Annotated in this window: 17 protein-coding genes, 1 tRNA gene and 1 pseudogene; 6 read left to right on the forward strand and 13 right to left on the reverse strand. The window is 67.1% G+C overall.

Going from position 1 to position 14,957, the window contains the following annotated elements; all coding sequences use genetic code 11:
- Positions 1-45: 45 nt before the first annotated feature.
- The 10 genes and pseudogenes from N0A20_RS06680 to N0A20_RS06720 form a co-directional block, all read right to left on the reverse strand.
- Positions 46-219 (reverse strand): hypothetical protein, encoded by a 174-nt coding sequence (locus N0A20_RS06680; RefSeq protein WP_260583139.1) that lies wholly within the window; start codon positions 217-219, stop codon positions 46-48.
- Positions 216-980: an MBL fold metallo-hydrolase gene (locus N0A20_RS06685; RefSeq protein WP_260583140.1), complete on the reverse strand. Its 765-nt coding sequence runs from the start codon at positions 978-980 to the stop codon at positions 216-218. The genes N0A20_RS06680 and N0A20_RS06685 overlap by 4 nt, the downstream gene beginning before the upstream one ends.
- A gap of 136 nt (positions 981-1,116) precedes the next feature.
- The gene (locus tag N0A20_RS06690; RefSeq protein WP_260583141.1) at positions 1,117-1,893 is read right to left on the reverse strand and encodes a TatD family hydrolase; all 777 of its coding nucleotides are present in this window, start codon (positions 1,891-1,893) and stop codon (positions 1,117-1,119) included.
- A gap of 124 nt (positions 1,894-2,017) precedes the next feature.
- Entirely contained in the window at positions 2,018-3,598 is a 1,581-nt protein-coding gene (gene metG, locus N0A20_RS06695; RefSeq protein ID WP_260583142.1) for a methionine--tRNA ligase, read from the reverse strand.
- A 121-nt stretch (positions 3,599-3,719) separates the two neighbouring features.
- Entirely contained in the window at positions 3,720-4,700 is a 981-nt protein-coding gene (locus N0A20_RS06700) for a DNA polymerase III subunit delta' (protein WP_260583143.1), read from the reverse strand.
- Positions 4,691-5,314, reverse strand: a complete 624-nt coding sequence (gene tmk / locus N0A20_RS06705) for a dTMP kinase (protein ID WP_260583850.1) — start codon at positions 5,312-5,314, stop codon at positions 4,691-4,693. Before tmk ends, N0A20_RS06700 begins: the two co-directional genes overlap by 10 nt.
- Positions 5,311-5,919 (reverse strand): hypothetical protein, encoded by a 609-nt coding sequence (locus N0A20_RS20580; protein ID WP_409574773.1) that lies wholly within the window; start codon positions 5,917-5,919, stop codon positions 5,311-5,313. The genes tmk and N0A20_RS20580 overlap by 4 nt, the downstream gene beginning before the upstream one ends.
- 34 nt (positions 5,920-5,953) lie before the next feature.
- Positions 5,954-6,454 (reverse strand): annotated as a pseudogene (locus N0A20_RS06710) (D-alanyl-D-alanine carboxypeptidase family protein); the annotation flags it as partial.
- Between the two features lie 94 nt (positions 6,455-6,548).
- On the reverse strand, positions 6,549-7,487 hold the full coding sequence (locus N0A20_RS06715; protein ID WP_260583144.1) for a septal ring lytic transglycosylase RlpA family protein: 939 nt from the start codon (positions 7,485-7,487) through the stop codon (positions 6,549-6,551).
- Positions 7,488-7,497: 10 nt separating this feature from the next.
- Positions 7,498-8,562 carry a lytic transglycosylase domain-containing protein gene (locus N0A20_RS06720; RefSeq protein ID WP_409574741.1) on the reverse strand — a complete coding sequence of 355 codons (1,065 nt, stop codon included), beginning with the start codon at positions 8,560-8,562 and terminating at the stop codon, positions 7,498-7,500.
- A gap of 370 nt (positions 8,563-8,932) precedes the next feature.
- Between N0A20_RS06720 and N0A20_RS06725 the strand changes: the two genes are divergently transcribed.
- The 6 genes from N0A20_RS06725 (at position 8,933) to N0A20_RS06750 (ending at position 11,318) form a co-directional block, all read left to right on the forward strand.
- Complete coding sequence (locus N0A20_RS06725; RefSeq protein ID WP_260583145.1) at positions 8,933-9,658, forward strand: FkbM family methyltransferase; 726 nt, start codon at positions 8,933-8,935, stop codon at positions 9,656-9,658.
- A 52-nt stretch (positions 9,659-9,710) separates the two neighbouring features.
- Positions 9,711-9,800: transfer RNA gene (locus tag N0A20_RS06730), tRNA-Ser, on the forward strand.
- A gap of 165 nt (positions 9,801-9,965) precedes the next feature.
- The gene (locus N0A20_RS06735) at positions 9,966-10,190 is read left to right on the forward strand and encodes a hypothetical protein (RefSeq protein WP_260583146.1); all 225 of its coding nucleotides are present in this window, start codon (positions 9,966-9,968) and stop codon (positions 10,188-10,190) included.
- A gap of 341 nt (positions 10,191-10,531) precedes the next feature.
- Entirely contained in the window at positions 10,532-10,798 is a 267-nt protein-coding gene (locus N0A20_RS06740; protein WP_260583147.1) for a hypothetical protein, read from the forward strand.
- Positions 10,788-11,021 carry a hypothetical protein gene (locus N0A20_RS06745; protein WP_260583148.1) on the forward strand — a complete coding sequence of 78 codons (234 nt, stop codon included), beginning with the start codon at positions 10,788-10,790 and terminating at the stop codon, positions 11,019-11,021. The genes N0A20_RS06740 and N0A20_RS06745 overlap by 11 nt, the downstream gene beginning before the upstream one ends.
- Positions 11,022-11,123: 102 nt before the next feature.
- Complete coding sequence (locus N0A20_RS06750; RefSeq protein ID WP_260583149.1) at positions 11,124-11,318, forward strand: hypothetical protein; 195 nt, start codon at positions 11,124-11,126, stop codon at positions 11,316-11,318.
- 37 nt (positions 11,319-11,355) lie between these two features.
- Here the strand turns inward: N0A20_RS06750 and N0A20_RS06755 are convergent, their stop codons facing one another.
- From N0A20_RS06755 to N0A20_RS06765, 3 genes are all read right to left on the reverse strand, one after another.
- On the reverse strand, positions 11,356-12,957 hold the full coding sequence (locus N0A20_RS06755) for a hypothetical protein (RefSeq protein ID WP_260583150.1): 1,602 nt from the start codon (positions 12,955-12,957) through the stop codon (positions 11,356-11,358).
- Between the two features lie 256 nt (positions 12,958-13,213).
- Complete coding sequence (dmeF, locus tag N0A20_RS06760) at positions 13,214-14,170, reverse strand: CDF family Co(II)/Ni(II) efflux transporter DmeF (RefSeq protein ID WP_260583151.1); 957 nt, start codon at positions 14,168-14,170, stop codon at positions 13,214-13,216.
- Positions 14,171-14,201: 31 nt separating this feature from the next.
- On the reverse strand, positions 14,202-14,771 hold the full coding sequence (locus tag N0A20_RS06765) for a TMEM165/GDT1 family protein (protein WP_260583152.1): 570 nt from the start codon (positions 14,769-14,771) through the stop codon (positions 14,202-14,204).
- Between the last annotated feature and the right edge of the window lie 186 nt (positions 14,772-14,957).

The following is a 14,957-nucleotide window of genomic DNA, read 5'->3' on the forward strand; positions in this document are numbered from 1 at the left end:
CGCGTCGCTTCGCTCCTCGCAATGACGATGCCCACGATGTCGCGCTCAAGTCACTGCCTGCCAAGTCCGGATCACCAGGAACACCAGACCGAAGATCGCGACCCACGCCAGCGCCATCCTGACCCAGTCCTTCATCGGCAATTGGCGCGCGACAAGCGCGCTCACCACCAGCGCCAGCGAGCCCGCGCCCCAGATCAGATGGACGGCCGTATCGTTCATAGTTGCACCTCCAGCCCGTCATAGCCGGGCTCGACGCCCGGCGGCAGTTCGCCGGCAAGGTCGTCATAATCCATCGTATTGTCCATATGCGTGATGATCGCGCGCGGACTTCCGACTTTTTCGAGCGCGGCGAGCGACATGGCAAGGTGCGGATGCGTCGGATGCGGATAGCGGCGCAGGGCGTCGATCACGAACAGGTCGATGCCCTGGAAAAAATCGACCATATCGTCCGTAAACTTTGAAAAATCAGTGGCATATCCGATCTTGTGCGCACCGTCGCTGAAGATCAGGCCGCTGGCCTTGATCGGACCGTGCGGCATTTCGATCGCCGATACCTCGATCGGGCCGATCGATTGCTGATCCATCAAGTCGACGGGATCGACCGATGCCGGATAGCCGGCATTGCCGGCGAAAGCGTAGGTGAATCGCCATTTGAGCGTATCGAGCACATGATCGCGCGCATAGCAGGGCACCGGCGAGCCGCGCAGGTGCATGACCTGGCGCAGGTCGTCGAGGCCGTGGGTGTGGTCGGCATGTTCGTGCGTCCAGATCACCGCATCGACCTCGCCCACCTGTGCCGCGAGCAGTTGCAGGCGCATGTCGGGGCTGGTGTCGACGAGGATGCGATAGCCGCCGAGCGAGATCAGGATCGAGGCGCGGCTGCGCAGATTGCGCGGATTGTCGGGATCGCACTGGCCCCAATCGTTGCCGAGCCGCGGCACCCCCGACGAGGTGCCGCAGCCGAGGATGCGGACCTTCATGACTGAAAAACCAAACTCAACCCGTTTGTGCTGAGCTTGTCGAAGCACCGTCCTTCGTTTTGCGGCGTCAAAAGAAAGAACGGCCCTTCGACAAGCTCAGGGCGAACGGGAAAGTGGGCACGGGCACCCTGTGACGTCATGGCGCCGCCTTGGAAAAAAGCCTGTAAAAATTGAGGCTTGTCGCTTCGGACAGCGCGTCGCGATCTTCTCCGCGCAGATCCGCGAGGAAAGCCAAAGTGTCGGCGACGAAGGCCGGTTCGCCGGTCTTGCCGCGGTGCGGGACGGGGGCGAGAAAGGGGGAGTCGGTTTCGATGAGCAGCCGGTCCTGCGGCAGCCACTTGGCGGTGGTTTGGAGATCGGCGGCGTTCCTGAAGGTCACGATGCCCGAGATCGAGATATAGAGGCCGAGGTCGAGCGCCTTGCGCGCGAAGTCGTCGCTAGCGGTGAAGCAATGGATCACGCCGGGGAATGCTGCCCTGCCCATTTCTTCGCCGAGCAGCGCCAGCGTATCCTCTTCGGCGTCGCGAGTGTGCACAATCACCGGTAGGTTCGTCGCCTGCGCCGCATGGATATGGCGGCGGAAGCTGTCCTGCTGCCGCACGCGGTCGCTCTTGTCATAATAATAGTCGAGCCCGGTTTCGCCGATGCCGATGACGCGTGGGTGCGCGGCGCGCTCGACGAGCTTGGCGGTGTCGACGTCGGGATGATCGTCGGCGTCGTGCGGGTGGATGCCGACGCTCGCCCAGACATCGTCATTCGCCTCGGCGGCGGCGAGCACGTCGTCCCATTCGCTTTCGCGCGTCGCGATGTTGAGCATCGCGATGACGCCGCGTTCGCGTGCGCGCGCCAGCACCTCGCCCTGCTGCTCGGCGAGCCCCCTGTAATTGAGGTGGCAGTGGGAATCGACGAGCATCAGGGAACTCTCAACGTCTCGTCAATGCGAGGAGCGAAACGACGCGGCAATCCAGGGCGGTGCAGTGCCGCTCTGGATTGCTTCGCTTCGCTGGCAATGACGGAGGGGCCTATGGCAGCAGTCGTCATTCCCCTTCCCCCTCTCCCTCGGGCGGTTCGAGGCGCGGGAAGATCGGGACGGGCTGGCCGACGGTGAAGCCGCTCGCCGCGAGCGTCGCGAACCAGCCGGCATCCGCGAGCGCCGCGGAATCGCGCGCGTCTTCGGCGATGCCCATCTGGTCGAGCAATGCGTCGGCAGCGGCCGGCACCACGGGGCGGATCGCGATCGCGAGCGTGCGCACCGCCTGGAACAGCGTCATCAGCACCCCGCGCATCCGCTCGGGGTCGGTCTTGCGCAGCGCCCACGGCGCCTGCGCGTCGACATATTGGTTGCAGGCGAACACCGCGCGGATCCAGTCCTCGATGCCCACCGAGAAAGCGAGCTGCTCGAACTCGCGTGGCAGCCGCTCGGTCGCCATGGCGTGGAGGTCGGCGAGCAAGTCCCCGTCGTCCGGCACCGGCTCATAGTCTGCTGAAAGCCTGCCATCCAGATTCTTGAAAATCATCGACAAGCTGCGCTGCGCGAGGTTGCCGAAGCTGTTCGCGAGATCGGCATTGGCGGTGCGCACGATCGCCTCGGCCGAATAGCTGCCGTCCTGCCCGAAGCTGACTTCGCGCAGCAGATAATAGCGCAGCGCATCGACGCCGAAACGATCGGCCAGTTCCATCGGATCGACGACATTGCCGAGCGATTTCGACATCTTCTCGCCGCGGTTGAGCAGGAAGCCGTGGCCGAACACCTGCCTGGGCAGCGGAAGCTTCGCGCTCATCAGGAAAGCCGGCCAATAAACCGCATGAAAACGCACGATATCCTTGCCGATCATGTGGATGTCGGCGGGCCAGAACCGTCCCCATTCGCCGTCCCGGCCGGGGAAACCGAGCGCCGACATATAGGTGGTGAGCGCGTCGACCCAGACATACATGACATGGCCCGGCGAGCCCGGCACCGGTACGCCCCAGTCGAAGCTGGTGCGCGACACGCTGAGATCCTTCAGCCCGCCTTCGACGAAGCGCAGCACCTCGTTGCGGCGGCTTTCGGGGCGGATGAAATCGGGGTTGTCGTGGTAGAGCGCGAGCAATTTGTCCTGATAGGCCGACAGGCGGAAGAACCAGCTTTCCTCGACGGTCCATTCGACTGGGGTACCCTGCGGCGAGAGCCTGGCCTCCCCTTCCCCCTGCGTCAGTTCGCTTTCGTCGTAGAAGGCCTCGTCGCGGACCGAATACCAGCCTTCGTAGCGATCGAGATAGAGATCGCCATTGGCCTCCATCGCGCGCCACAGCGCCTGCGACGCCGCATGATGCGCGGGGTCCGACGTACGCATGAAATGATCGAAGCTGATATTCAGTTTGGCATACATCTCACGGAAATATCCGGACATTTCATCGGCGAGCTCGATCGTCGGACGACCCTGGTCGCGCGCGGTCTGATACATTTTCAGGCCATGCTCGTCGGTGCCGGTGGTCAGACGCACGTCGCGGCCGCGCGCGCGCTGGAACCGCGCCATCACGTCGGTGGCTATCGCCTCATAGGCATGGCCGATATGCGGGCGGCCATTGGGGTAGCTGATCGCGGTGGTGATGTAGAAAGGGGTCTTGGTGTCGGGCATGGCCGCGCCTTAGCGGGTCGTGGGCGCCGGGGGAAGTGGCCGCACGTCGACCCCGCGCAGGCGGGGGCCGCCATCGGCCTTGCGCAAGGTTGCTTGCGGCCCCGCTGCGCGGGGGCGACGGTTATCGTGCCGCGGCCTTCGGCGCCAGTTCGGCGAGGCAATTGCCGATCTCGAACCCGACCATCGCGCCGTCGTACGAGCCGCGGATCGCGTCGCGGACGGTGCGCTGCACGCGGTCCCACTGCGCGAGCACCGGCGCGACCTCGGCGACCGGGCGCTCGCGCGCGAGGCGGGCGAGCAGGCCGGGGACGATGTCGATCACAAGTTCGAGCCTGGGGCGGTTCGACGCGCCGCCGACTTCGCGCGCGAGGGCTTCGCGGAGGCGATTGTCGGGGTCGCCCGACGCGGCGATCGCGAGCAGTTTCTTCTCCATCGCGCCGACGTCGCTGTCGATCAGCGCGAGCGCCTTGCCGGGTACGCCGCCCGCCGCGGCGACGGTCGCGCGCAGCTCGGCCATCTCGGTCATCGGCCGCAATTCATGCAGCCACGCCGTCATGACGTCATGCTCAACCGGTTGAAAACGCAGGGTTCGGCATCGCGAGCGGATCGTCGGGAGCAGGCGGCCCGGCGAGTGGCTGACGAGGAAGAAGATGGTTTGCGCGGGTGGCTCCTCGAGCGTCTTGAGCAGCGCATTGGCGGCCGAAGGTTCGAGGTCGTCGATCGCGTCGACGATGATGACGCGCCACGCGCCGAGCGACAGCGAGAAATGCAGCCGGCCCTTGAGTTCGCGCACCTGTTCGATCGTGATGTTGCGCGCGGGCTCCTTGCCCTTGTCCTTCGCCTGCCGCGCGAGGTGGAGGATTTCGGGATGGTTGCCCGCTTCGACGAGGCGATCGGCGGCGGCGTCGCCGGGGTCGTCGAGCGGCGGCGCCTCGCCGATGCCGCCGGGTCCGTGGGTGACGAGGAAGCGCGCGGCGCGGGCGGCGAAGGCAGCCTTGCCCATGCCCTGCGGCCCGGCGAGCAGCCAGGCGTGGTGGAGCCTGCCCGCGGCCCAGGCTTCGAGGAAGGCGTCCTCGGGGGTCTGGTGGCCGATCAGAGCCATGGCGTCAGTTCGGCGAGGATGGCCGAGGTCACGGCATCGGGGGCACCGCCCGCGTCGATGACGCGCCAGCGGCCGGGTTCGGCGGCGGCGATCTCGGCGAAGCGCGCGGCGAGGCGCTGCTGGTAATCGGCCGGCTTGCTGCCCATGCGGTCGGCTCCGGCGGCGTCGCGGACCGACAGGCGCTTCGCCGCCTCGTCGGCACCAAGGGCGAGCAGGAAGCTCCTGTCGGGGAGCAGGCCTTCGGAGCCGATGCGGTGGAGGGTGAGGATGTCGGTGTCGGTGAGGCCGCCGCCCGCGCCCTGATAGGCGCGCGAGCTGTCGACGAAGCGGTCGCACAGCACCCAGGCGCCGCGTGCGAGCGCGGGGCGGATCGTGCGCGCGACATGGTCGGCGCGCGCGGCGGCGAAGAGCAAGGCCTCGCCGCGCGCAGTCCAGCGATCGTCGCTGCCCTCCAAGAGCAGGGCGCGGATCGCCTCGGCACCGGGGCTCCCGCCGGGCTCGCGCGTCGTGACGACGTCGATGCCGCGCGCCGTCAGCGCGGTGGCGAGCGCGCGGATCTGCGTCGACTTGCCGACCCCCTCGCCGCCCTCGAGCGTGATGAAACGGCCGCTCACAGCCCGGTGAGCCGGTAGAAGCCGATGCGCGCGCGGTCGAGCCAGCCGCCCGCGGCGACGTCGTGCGCGGCGAGCAAGGGCGTGGTCTGCGGTGGCAGGCCTTCGGGGGTGACGACGAGCTCGGCGACGCGGGTGCCGCGCGCGACCGGGGCGGCGAGCGGGCTGCGGCTGCGCAGCGTGGCGCGGTAGCCGCCCGCATAGCCCTTCGGCACGGTCATGCGGACGGGAATGGCGGCCTCCGCCTCGAGCGTGGGCCTTGTCCCCTTCCCCACCTCGATCGTGCCGATCTTCGCGCCCGCGGGGACGATCTCGCGGCCTTCCCACGCATCGAAGCCCCAGGCCATCAATCGTTCGGCCTCGTCGCGGCGCGCCTTTTCGCTGCTCATGCCCGCGATGACCATGATCAGGCGGCGCCCGTCGCGCTTCGCCGAGCCGAGGAAGCAATAGCCCGCCTCCGCCGTGTGGCCGGTCTTGAGCCCGTCGGCGGCCGGCGAAGCGGCCGAGGATCGGGTTGCGATTGGGCTGGACGATCGGCTTGCCGTCGGGCGCGGTGCCGTGCTGGAGCCTGGGAATCGAGAAATAGCGCGTGTAGCCCGCGGGATGATCGCGGATCAGCCGGTCGGCGAGCGTGATCAGGTCGGCGGCCGACACCTTGGTCACGCCGCCGTCGGGCCAGCCGTTGGGCGTGCCGAAGCGGCTCGACACCATACCAATTTTTCGCGCTACCTCATTCATTCGCTTGACGAAAAGTTCCTCGCTTCCATCGATGCCGACCGCCAGCACCGCCGCGGCGTCGTTGCCCGAGACGGTGATCAGCCCCTTGAGCAGTTCGTCGACGCTGACCTTTTCGCGCGGGCGCAGGAACATGGTCGAGCCGCCGCTGCTGCCGTTCCATTTCTTCCACGTCGCCTCGTCGACCGTGAAGATGGTGTCGCGCGACAATTTGCCGTCCTTGATCAGGTCGAGCACGACATAGGCGGTCATCACCTTCGCCATCGAGGCGGGCGCAAAATGTTTGTCGGCGCCGCGCGAAAAGAGGATCGCGCCCGAATCCATGTCCTTGAGCATCACGATCGGCGCCTGCGTCGTGTAGAGCGGGCGGCTGACCGGGGCGGGAGCCTTTTTCGCCGGATCGGCCATGCGGCGCCGTCGAGGGGACGAGCAGCAGCGCGAGCGCCGCAGCCGCGGCGCCCCCTGCCCTGGCACGCGTGGAAATGCGCCCCGTCATGGGCCGTCAGCGGTTGCGCTGGACCTGCGCGTCGCGGAAGCCCTTGGCCTTGGCCTTGGCCGCCGCACTCAGCGCATCGGCCTCGCTGGCGAAGGGCCCCATCCGCACGCGCCACAGGTTGCCCGCCTTTACGACGTTGCCGCCGACCGATTTGGCCGCGGCATTGGCGCGCGCCTCGCTGCTGAAGGCGGCGACCTGCACCGCATAGCTGCCGGCCGCGGCGGGCGCGGGCTTCGCGGCGGCGGGTTTTGGCGCCGTCGTTGCCGCCGGTTTCGCGCCCGGACCTTCGACGATGAAGCGGTCGCCGCCCGGCGCGGGGGCCGAGGGGGTGGGCTTGCTCGCCGTCGCGCTCGCCATGCCCGCGGGCACCGGCTTGTCGTCGAGCTTCTTGCGCAGCAGGACGAGCAAGGTGTCGGGGGTCGCGAGGCGTTCGGCCACGGCGCCGCCGCTGCGCAATTGCGCCCTTTCGGCCATCGGCGGGTTGGTGCGGCGGACGCGCACCGCGGCGACCCCGCCGTTGAGACCAAGCTGCTGCGCGGCGCCGCGCGACAGGTCGATCAGCCGGTCATTGACCATCGGCCCGCGGTCGTTGACGCGCACGAGGATGGTGCGGCCCGTATCGAGCGCGGTGACCTCGACATAGCTCGGCAGCGGCAAGGTCTTGTGCGCGGCGCTGATCCCGTCGGGGTTGAAGGGCTCACCGATCGCGGTCGGCGATCCCGCGAGTTCCTCGCCATACCAGCTCGCATAGCCGACATCGTCATAGTCGGCGATGTCGGCGGGGGTATAAGTCGTGCCCGCGACGGTGAAAGGCGCGCCGAGCTTTGGCGGGCCGTCGACCACGGCGGCGCCCGTCGGCGCGGGCGCGGGTCCGGCCACCGGGCCGCCGTCGCGCTTGCCGTCGACACTGCCGCATCCCGCCAGCAGCATGGTTGCCGCCAGCATGACCCTCCGCTTACCGATCGATTTCATCCGCCAGCAACCCCACAGACAGCGCGTAAAAATTGGAACAATTGTAATCGAGTATCGCACGATAGTTGCCAGTGAGCAAATAGGCGGTGCGGCCCGGGCCGTCGGGTTCGAGCAGGGTCGCCTGGACGCGGCCGTCGGGCCAGCGGCCGCCCGCGATCTGGAAGCCGTCGGCGCGCCATTCGGCGATCGAGCGCCAGCGGCTGTGGCGCGCGAAAACGCGCGGGCAGCGGGTGGGCTGAAGCCTGCTGGCGACGCGGTTGCGGTCGAAGCCGGCGGGCACGCCGACCGCGACGCCCCACGGCTGGCCCGCGCGCCAGCCGGCATTGCGCAGATAGCCGCCGATCGATTCGATCGCATCGGCCTCGCTCGACCAGATTTCGGCCTTGCCGTCGCCGTCGCCATCCTCCGCCACACGCAGATAGACCGAAGGCAGGAATTGCGGATAGCCGAAGGCGCTAGCCCAGCTGCCCTTGAGCACGCCGCGCGGCACGCCGCGTTCGACCATTTCCATCGTCGCGAGCAGTTCGGGCTCGAACAGGCTGCGGCGGCGCCCTTCATAGGCGAGGGTCGCGAGCGCCTCCGGCAGGTCGAAACCGCCGGTGACCTGGCCATAGGCGGTTTCGTGCCCGTAAATGGCAATCATGATGCTGGTCGGCACGCCGGTGCGCTGCTCGATGCGCGACAGCAGGGGCAGCAGCCGGTCGTGGACGCGGCGCCCGCCGCCGATGCGCGCGGCATCGACATGTTTCGCCTTGTACGGCGCGAAGGCCGGAATCGGCGTGTCGGCCGAGGGCGGGGCGCCCAGATTGTCGCGGTCGAGCGCGACGACGCGCGCATTGTAGCGCAGCCCCGCGGTGACGCGGTCGAAGGTCGCGCGCGACACTCCCCTCGCCTGCGCCTTGGGCCACAGCGACTGGATATAGGCGTCGAAACCGGCGTCGCCGCTCTGCGCATGGAGCGGGGCCGAGGCCGCCATCGACCAGGCCGAGGCGATTACCGCCGCGAAACCGAGAAAGGATCCGATTCCAGAAGATTTGCTGCGTATCATGTCCACCCCATAGGCATGATCTGGCACGGATGCACGCGCCATGAACAGCCACCCGAGGGACGAAACGAGTCATTCGCGCGGCGGATGGAGCGATGCGGACGGCCTCCGGCCAGGCGTGCGGAACGGCAGGCAGCGGCGGAAAAATCGCCGCTATACCCGGAACATGGTGTCTTGTTGACGCCGTCCCCGGCCATCTGTAGGCCGAGACTTCCGCCGATGCCTGGGGACAATATGACTATCGCGCCGAGCGTTTTGAGATTCTTCTCTCCCTTGCGCCGGGTGCGCGGATGGCGCTCGGCTGGTATCGACCGTCAGCAGACCGGAACGCGCTGCGCATGGCGATGTCACGATCCGCTTTTCGCGCGGCACGGTGAACCTGGATCCCGCCTCGTTTGTCGAATGGAACGTGCTGTTCCTCGGCGATTACGAAGGCGAGGAGAAACGGATTTTCTGCGACCTTGCCAGGCGCCGCGGCAAGACGGACGTGTGCCTGGATGTCGGAGCCAATGTCGGCCTGCATTCGCTGACCTTTGCCGAAACATTTCGCAGCGTCGTGTCGCTCGACCCCAATCCGTTGGTCTTCGAACGACTGGAGCGCAATATCGAGACGGGGTCGGCACGCAATATTACGGCGCTGAACATCGGGCTGGCCGATCGCGACGGCACGTTGATTTTCTATCAGCCCACGGATGCGAGGCAGGGCATGGGGACGTTCGATGCCGATTCCGCGCCTGCCAACGCCCGCGAAATCGCCCTGCCCATACGGATCGGCGACGAGGTGGTCGACGAGCAGGGGCTGGGCGACCGGGTCGATGCGATCAAGATCGACGTGCAGGGCTTCGAGCCGCAGGTTCTGACCGGATTGCGCGCAACGCTGGAGCGGTGCTGGCCGCTGCTGTGGTTCGAAGTATCCGAATCGACCATCGAGCGCTTTACCGATTACGGCGGGATCAAAGGCACCGTGCCTTATGATTTCGACCTTTATCGCTTCGATACCCGTGCCATCGGGGGGCTGATCCATCGGATGCGGCTGTTGCGCTGCGACGTCGACGATCCGTTGACCGGCGCCGATTATGTGGTCGTGCCGAAAGCCTGAATGACGAGGTTTCGCTTGCCGCGCGCGGGCGGCGCGCTATGGCGCGCGGCGAGGACAGGTGGCCGAGTGGTTTAAGGCAGCGGTCTTGAAAACCGCCGTGGGCGCAAGCTCACCGTGGGTTCGAATCCCACCCTGTCCGCCAAATGCGTCCGCAAAATACCGCCGATTGTCCTCGATCGCTCGATATATCCCGCTCGGGTTTTTCTAACCGGTACGGCCCCATGGAGCGGCGTGCCCGTGACCCAGCGGCCCGCCGATCACCCGAAACCGATGGTTCCGCGGCTGTGGACGTGGTATTTGCCAAACGATGACCAATCATCAGGAAATTTTCGACGCGCTGCAGTCGGCCCAGCGGGCGCGTCTCATGTCCCTCTTCAGCAGCAGGCATGCATTGCCATGGGAAGAGGGCGATGATGAATTGACCGGCCTCAGACTCGTCCATATCCGTCAGCCGAGCCGCGGAGAGGAAACCACCGAGTTGAACAATCGGGGCTGGTCGGTCGCGATGCTCATAAACGACAGGGGGCATTGAACGTCGCGGCGTTTATCGGGGTCCGATGACCGGAGAAGGCTGGCAAGCGGCCACCGGGACGCCGCTGCCGCCAAGCCTGCGCCCGTCGCCGCGAGCTGGGACGAACCCTTGAAAACGGGGGCATCGCTCCCATATATAGACGATCGCTGGCTTCGTCCTGCATTCGGCGACTGAGAGACGACCGCGCTCCCGCAACAGGGAGATGCACGTGGATTTCAGCCAATTTCTCTATCATCACCAGATGACGCTCATGGCATTGAGCCGGGCTTGTCGCGCCGAATCCGGCGCGCCGGGGGAGCAGACCAGTGACGTCTGATCGAAGCCAATCCGGCGCCGCTCCGGTGATCACCCGTTCGAATCCGTTTCGGCGAAATCGCACGGTCACGCCGCTTCCTCCGCAGGAGGCACAGCGGCAGGGCGCGATCAGTGCGCTCGCATTCCAGCTGCTCGGCGGGCGGGAACCCGCGCTGGACTTCCTCAATACCGAAAACGCGCTTCTGGGCGGCCGCCCCATCGCGGTCGCGACGCGCAGCAAGGCGGGCTATGTGAGCGTCGAACGCGAAATCCGTTCGCGGTCGGTGATACCGGGCGACCGACATGACGGATGATCGCGAGGGCGCAAGCCATATCGTGCGGTGCTGGTTCGAATGGGAAATCGACGGGCTTGCCCGGAAGGTCATCCTGGTCGTCGAAACCGATCTTCCCATGCAGCCCGACGAAAGCGGCTATGACACGATCATTCTCGACGAGCTGCGCGCGGCCGCCATCGCGCGATCGCGCGCCTCCCCCGGCGCCATCGACCGGATCCGCATTGTTCCCGTGCGCTACTAGCGCTTCGGACGGGAAGACCCGAGCCCATGGCCGATTATGAGATCACCGCCGTTCGCCCGAGCGCCTAGCAGCAGGCGGCCGCATCATATTGACGCGGTGAAGGTGGGCGAGAGCCTGTTTCTGGCCGATCAGATCATCGACTGGATCAGCGCCGGAACGCATCGCTTCTGGGTGTGGTTTCAGAATGAAGAGGTCGATGTCATCGTCAGGGAGCAAGGCTCTTCGCGGCGCTATTACCTCACCATCGCGGGCGGCAATTTCCCGCCCATAGCCCTGTTGTCGCTGCCCCGGTTCTGACGGGGCCCGGCAATTCCGGAGATGGTCCGTGCTCCGGCTAAAGCCGCCGCATCTTCAGCCACGCCGCATCCCCCGTCCAGGTCCGCCGGAACGCGGCATCCGCCGCTGCCGCCTCGGCCTTGTTGCCCAGCTTCGCCTCGGTCATCCACAGGCCGTAGAGCGCCCAGCCGTCGTTCGGCGCCTCGAACAGCGCCTTGCGGAAGGCGGCGCGGGCGTCTTCGTAGCGGCGGGCAGAGAAAAGCGCGGCACCGCGCGACTGGGCGACGGGGAAATACCAGATCGGGGGCTCGTTATAGGGGATCGTCGCCTCGATCTTTTCGGCCTGCTCGAACAAGGCAACCGCCTTCATCGGGTCGCCGCGCCAATGCGCCCGCCGCCCTTCGGCGACGAGCGTCGCGAGGCGGATGACGTCGGGGCCCGGGAAGCCGAGCTCGACCATCGCGGCAACCGCAGGCGATGTTTCCAGTTCGCGCATCGCGGCTATTTCGGCCGCGAAGTCCTTGTCCTTGCGGAGTTCCGCAAAAGCGATGGCGCGCGCATAATGGCGCATCGCCTCGACATAGGCGAGGTCGGACGGCTGTGCGGTTTCGTCGAGAATCTGCGCCGGGTCGGCATATTGGGCGAGCGCGAAGGCCGGGGCGGCGTGGATCGCCTGAACCCAGGGCAGGCCGCGCGCGGTGTCGGTGTCGAGAATGCCCCGCAGCCGCTTCGTCTCCGCCATCACCGTCCGCATGTCGCCGACCATCTGCGCCGAGGTCAGCAGGAAATGGACGTTGTGCGGATAATAGCCGTAGCGGTAGAGCGCATCGTCGCCGACGAGCGCCAGATACTCCTCGTCGGCGCGGGCGGCGAGGATGTTGGCGCGCATCGAATCGGCGTAACGTCCGATGCGGTAATAGATGTGCGACGGCATATGGACGAGGTGGCCGAGCGTCGCCGGCGTCGCCCCCACCAATGTGTCGGCGGCCGCCTCGGCCTTTCCCGGCCGCGCCGCCTCCATCAGGTGGATATAGAGATGCGCGGCCTGCGGGTGGGCAGGATTGCGCGCGATCACCTGCTCGACCAGCGCGATCGCCGTGCCGATGCGATCGGTGATCGGGGCCGCGTCCGCCGTCCAGTAATTCCAGGGGCTGGTGTTCATCGCGGCTTCGGCGGCGAGGATCGCGATGTCGTCGTTCGCCGGGAAGCGCGCGGCGGCGGCGAGCATGGCGTCGGCATAGGCGATATCGAGCGCGGCGCGGTCGCTGTCGCCGGCGGGCGAATAGCGGAGCAACTGCGCCTCGATCAGCGCGCGTTCCTCGGGCGAGACCGAGCCCAATGCGGCTTTGGCCCGGTCGAGCGCGGCGAGCGCGGCACGGTTGTTCGCATCGTCCATGCCGGCGTTGATATTGGGGCCGTTGGCGAGCGCCTCGCCCCACCAGCACATCACGCAGCCGGGATCGAGCTGGCGTGCCTCGCGGAACGAGCGGATCGCGCCCGCATGGTTGAAACCATAAGCGAGCAGCAGGCCCTGGTCGAAATAGCGGCGCGCGTCGCCATCGAGCTTGCCGGCAGGAAGCTGGGTGCGCGGGATGCTGGCGAGCAGCGGCATGGGTGCGGCCCCGCCGCTCGGCGTATCGGCGATATAGCGCCGCGCCATCGCGAGGCGGCGGTCGAGCGCCGCGGCGGCCGCGGCGGGACGGCACGCCCATGCGGCCCGCGCGGGTCGGGTCGAGCGCGGCGAGCGTCGCCTCGGAAAAAACCGGTGCGCGCCGCTCGGCGGCGCTGGAGATGGTGACCGCCATCGCGGTGGCTGCGGCCAGAGTGACAAGCTTGAACATCGGCGAGGCCCCCGTGCTCATGATGCATCGGCGCGGAGGCTACAGGCGCGCGGGGCCGATGTCCATGTACGCCTTTCAGCGGGTTTCGACGGTGAGGTGGGCGATTTCAGGGATCGCCTTCAGCCGGTCGCGGATCGTTTCGCAGTCGCCGCCCTCGACCGAAACGATCGCGGCATGCGCGGCGGGGCCGACACGCCAGACATGGAGGTCGGCGAGCCGGAAGCCGGCATCGGCTCCGACTATGGAGCGGATCTTCGCTTCGAGTGCGGGTTCGCTAGCATCGAGCAGCACCGCGGCGGTGTCGCGGATCAGCGACCAGGCCCAGACCGCGATGACGATCGAACCGGCGATACCGATCGCCGGATCGAGCCATATCCAGCCGAGATAGCGTCCGCCGAGCAACGCCGCGATTGCCATCACCGAGGTCAAGGCGTCGGCGAGGACATGGACATAGGCCGAGCGCATATTGTTGTCGCCGTGGCGGACGGGTTCGGCGTGGCCGTGATCGTCATGGTGGCCGGGATCATGGTCATGCGCGTGGTGGTCGTGATCATGGCCCGGACCATGGCTGTGCCCGCCGCCGAGCAAAACCGCGCAGACGATGTTCACGATCAGGCCGATGACCGCGACGACGGTGGCGTCGAGGAAATCGACCGGGCGCGGGTCGATCAGCCGCTGTGCCGATTCGACCGCGATGCCGATCGCGACGATGCCGAGGATCAGTGCCGAGGCGAAACCCGCAAGGTCCCCGACCTTGCCGGTGCCGAAGCTGTAGCGCGGGCTCCGCGCATGCTTGCGCGCATAGGCATAGGCGATGGCGGCGATGCCGAGCGCGCCGGCATGGGTCGCCATATGGAAACCGTCGGCGAGCAGCGCCATCGAGTTGAAGGCGAGCCCCGCGACGATCTCCGCCACCATCATCACCGCGGTGATCGCGACGACCCACAGGGTGCGGCGGCCATTCTCGTCATGGCCGGGGCCGAGGAAGACATGATCGTGGGTCAGCCCGTTGATCTCGCTATCGAAAGACATAAGCCGCGACCCCTCTTGTCCGCCTGCCACCCTATAGCCAGCCCGCGGCCTGCGCCAAGACCCAGATGCCGATGACGAGGAAGAGTCCCGCCGCGACCCTGCGCACGGTGTCGAGGTTCACGCGCTTGAGCAGTTCGTGGCCGAGAAAGATCGCGGGGACGTTGGCGATCATCATGCCGAGCGTGGTGCCGGCGGTGACCAGTGCGACGCTGTGATATTGCGCGCCGAGCGCGATCGTCGCGACCTGCGTCTTGTCGCCCATCTCGACGAGGAAGAAGGCGATCAGCGTCGTGACGAAGGCGCCGAAGCGCGGTTTGGGGGCTTCGTCGTCCCCGAACTTGTCGGGGATCAGCGTCCAGGCGGCCATGGCGATGAAGCTGATGCCGATAGCGATGCGGAAGACCGGACTGTCGAGAAAGGCGGCGGCCGAGGCGCCGAGCAGCGCGGCGAGCGCATGGTTGGCGAGGGTCGCGACCAATATGCCGCATATGATCGGCAGCGGCCTGTTGAAGCGCGTTGCGAGCAGGATCGCGAGCAATTGCGTCTTGTCGCCGATCTCGGCGAGCGCGACGACCGCGGTCGAGGTGAAGAGAGCTTCCATCGAGTGACTCCGGGGCCGGGCGGCGTTGCGATTCCAACGGACATCGAAACCCGCCGCCCGGCCCGGACGTGGGGTCGATGCCATTGGTCTCGCCCAAACGGTGTTCCCGCTTCCACCGCACCACGGCCTCTCGACCGAGTATGTTGACACGATGGCCCGTCCCGAACGGACGGCTGGCTACTCCCC

This window comes from Sphingopyxis sp. PET50, from assembly GCF_025244705.1.
Classification (GTDB): Bacteria; Pseudomonadota; Alphaproteobacteria; order Sphingomonadales; family Sphingomonadaceae; genus Sphingopyxis.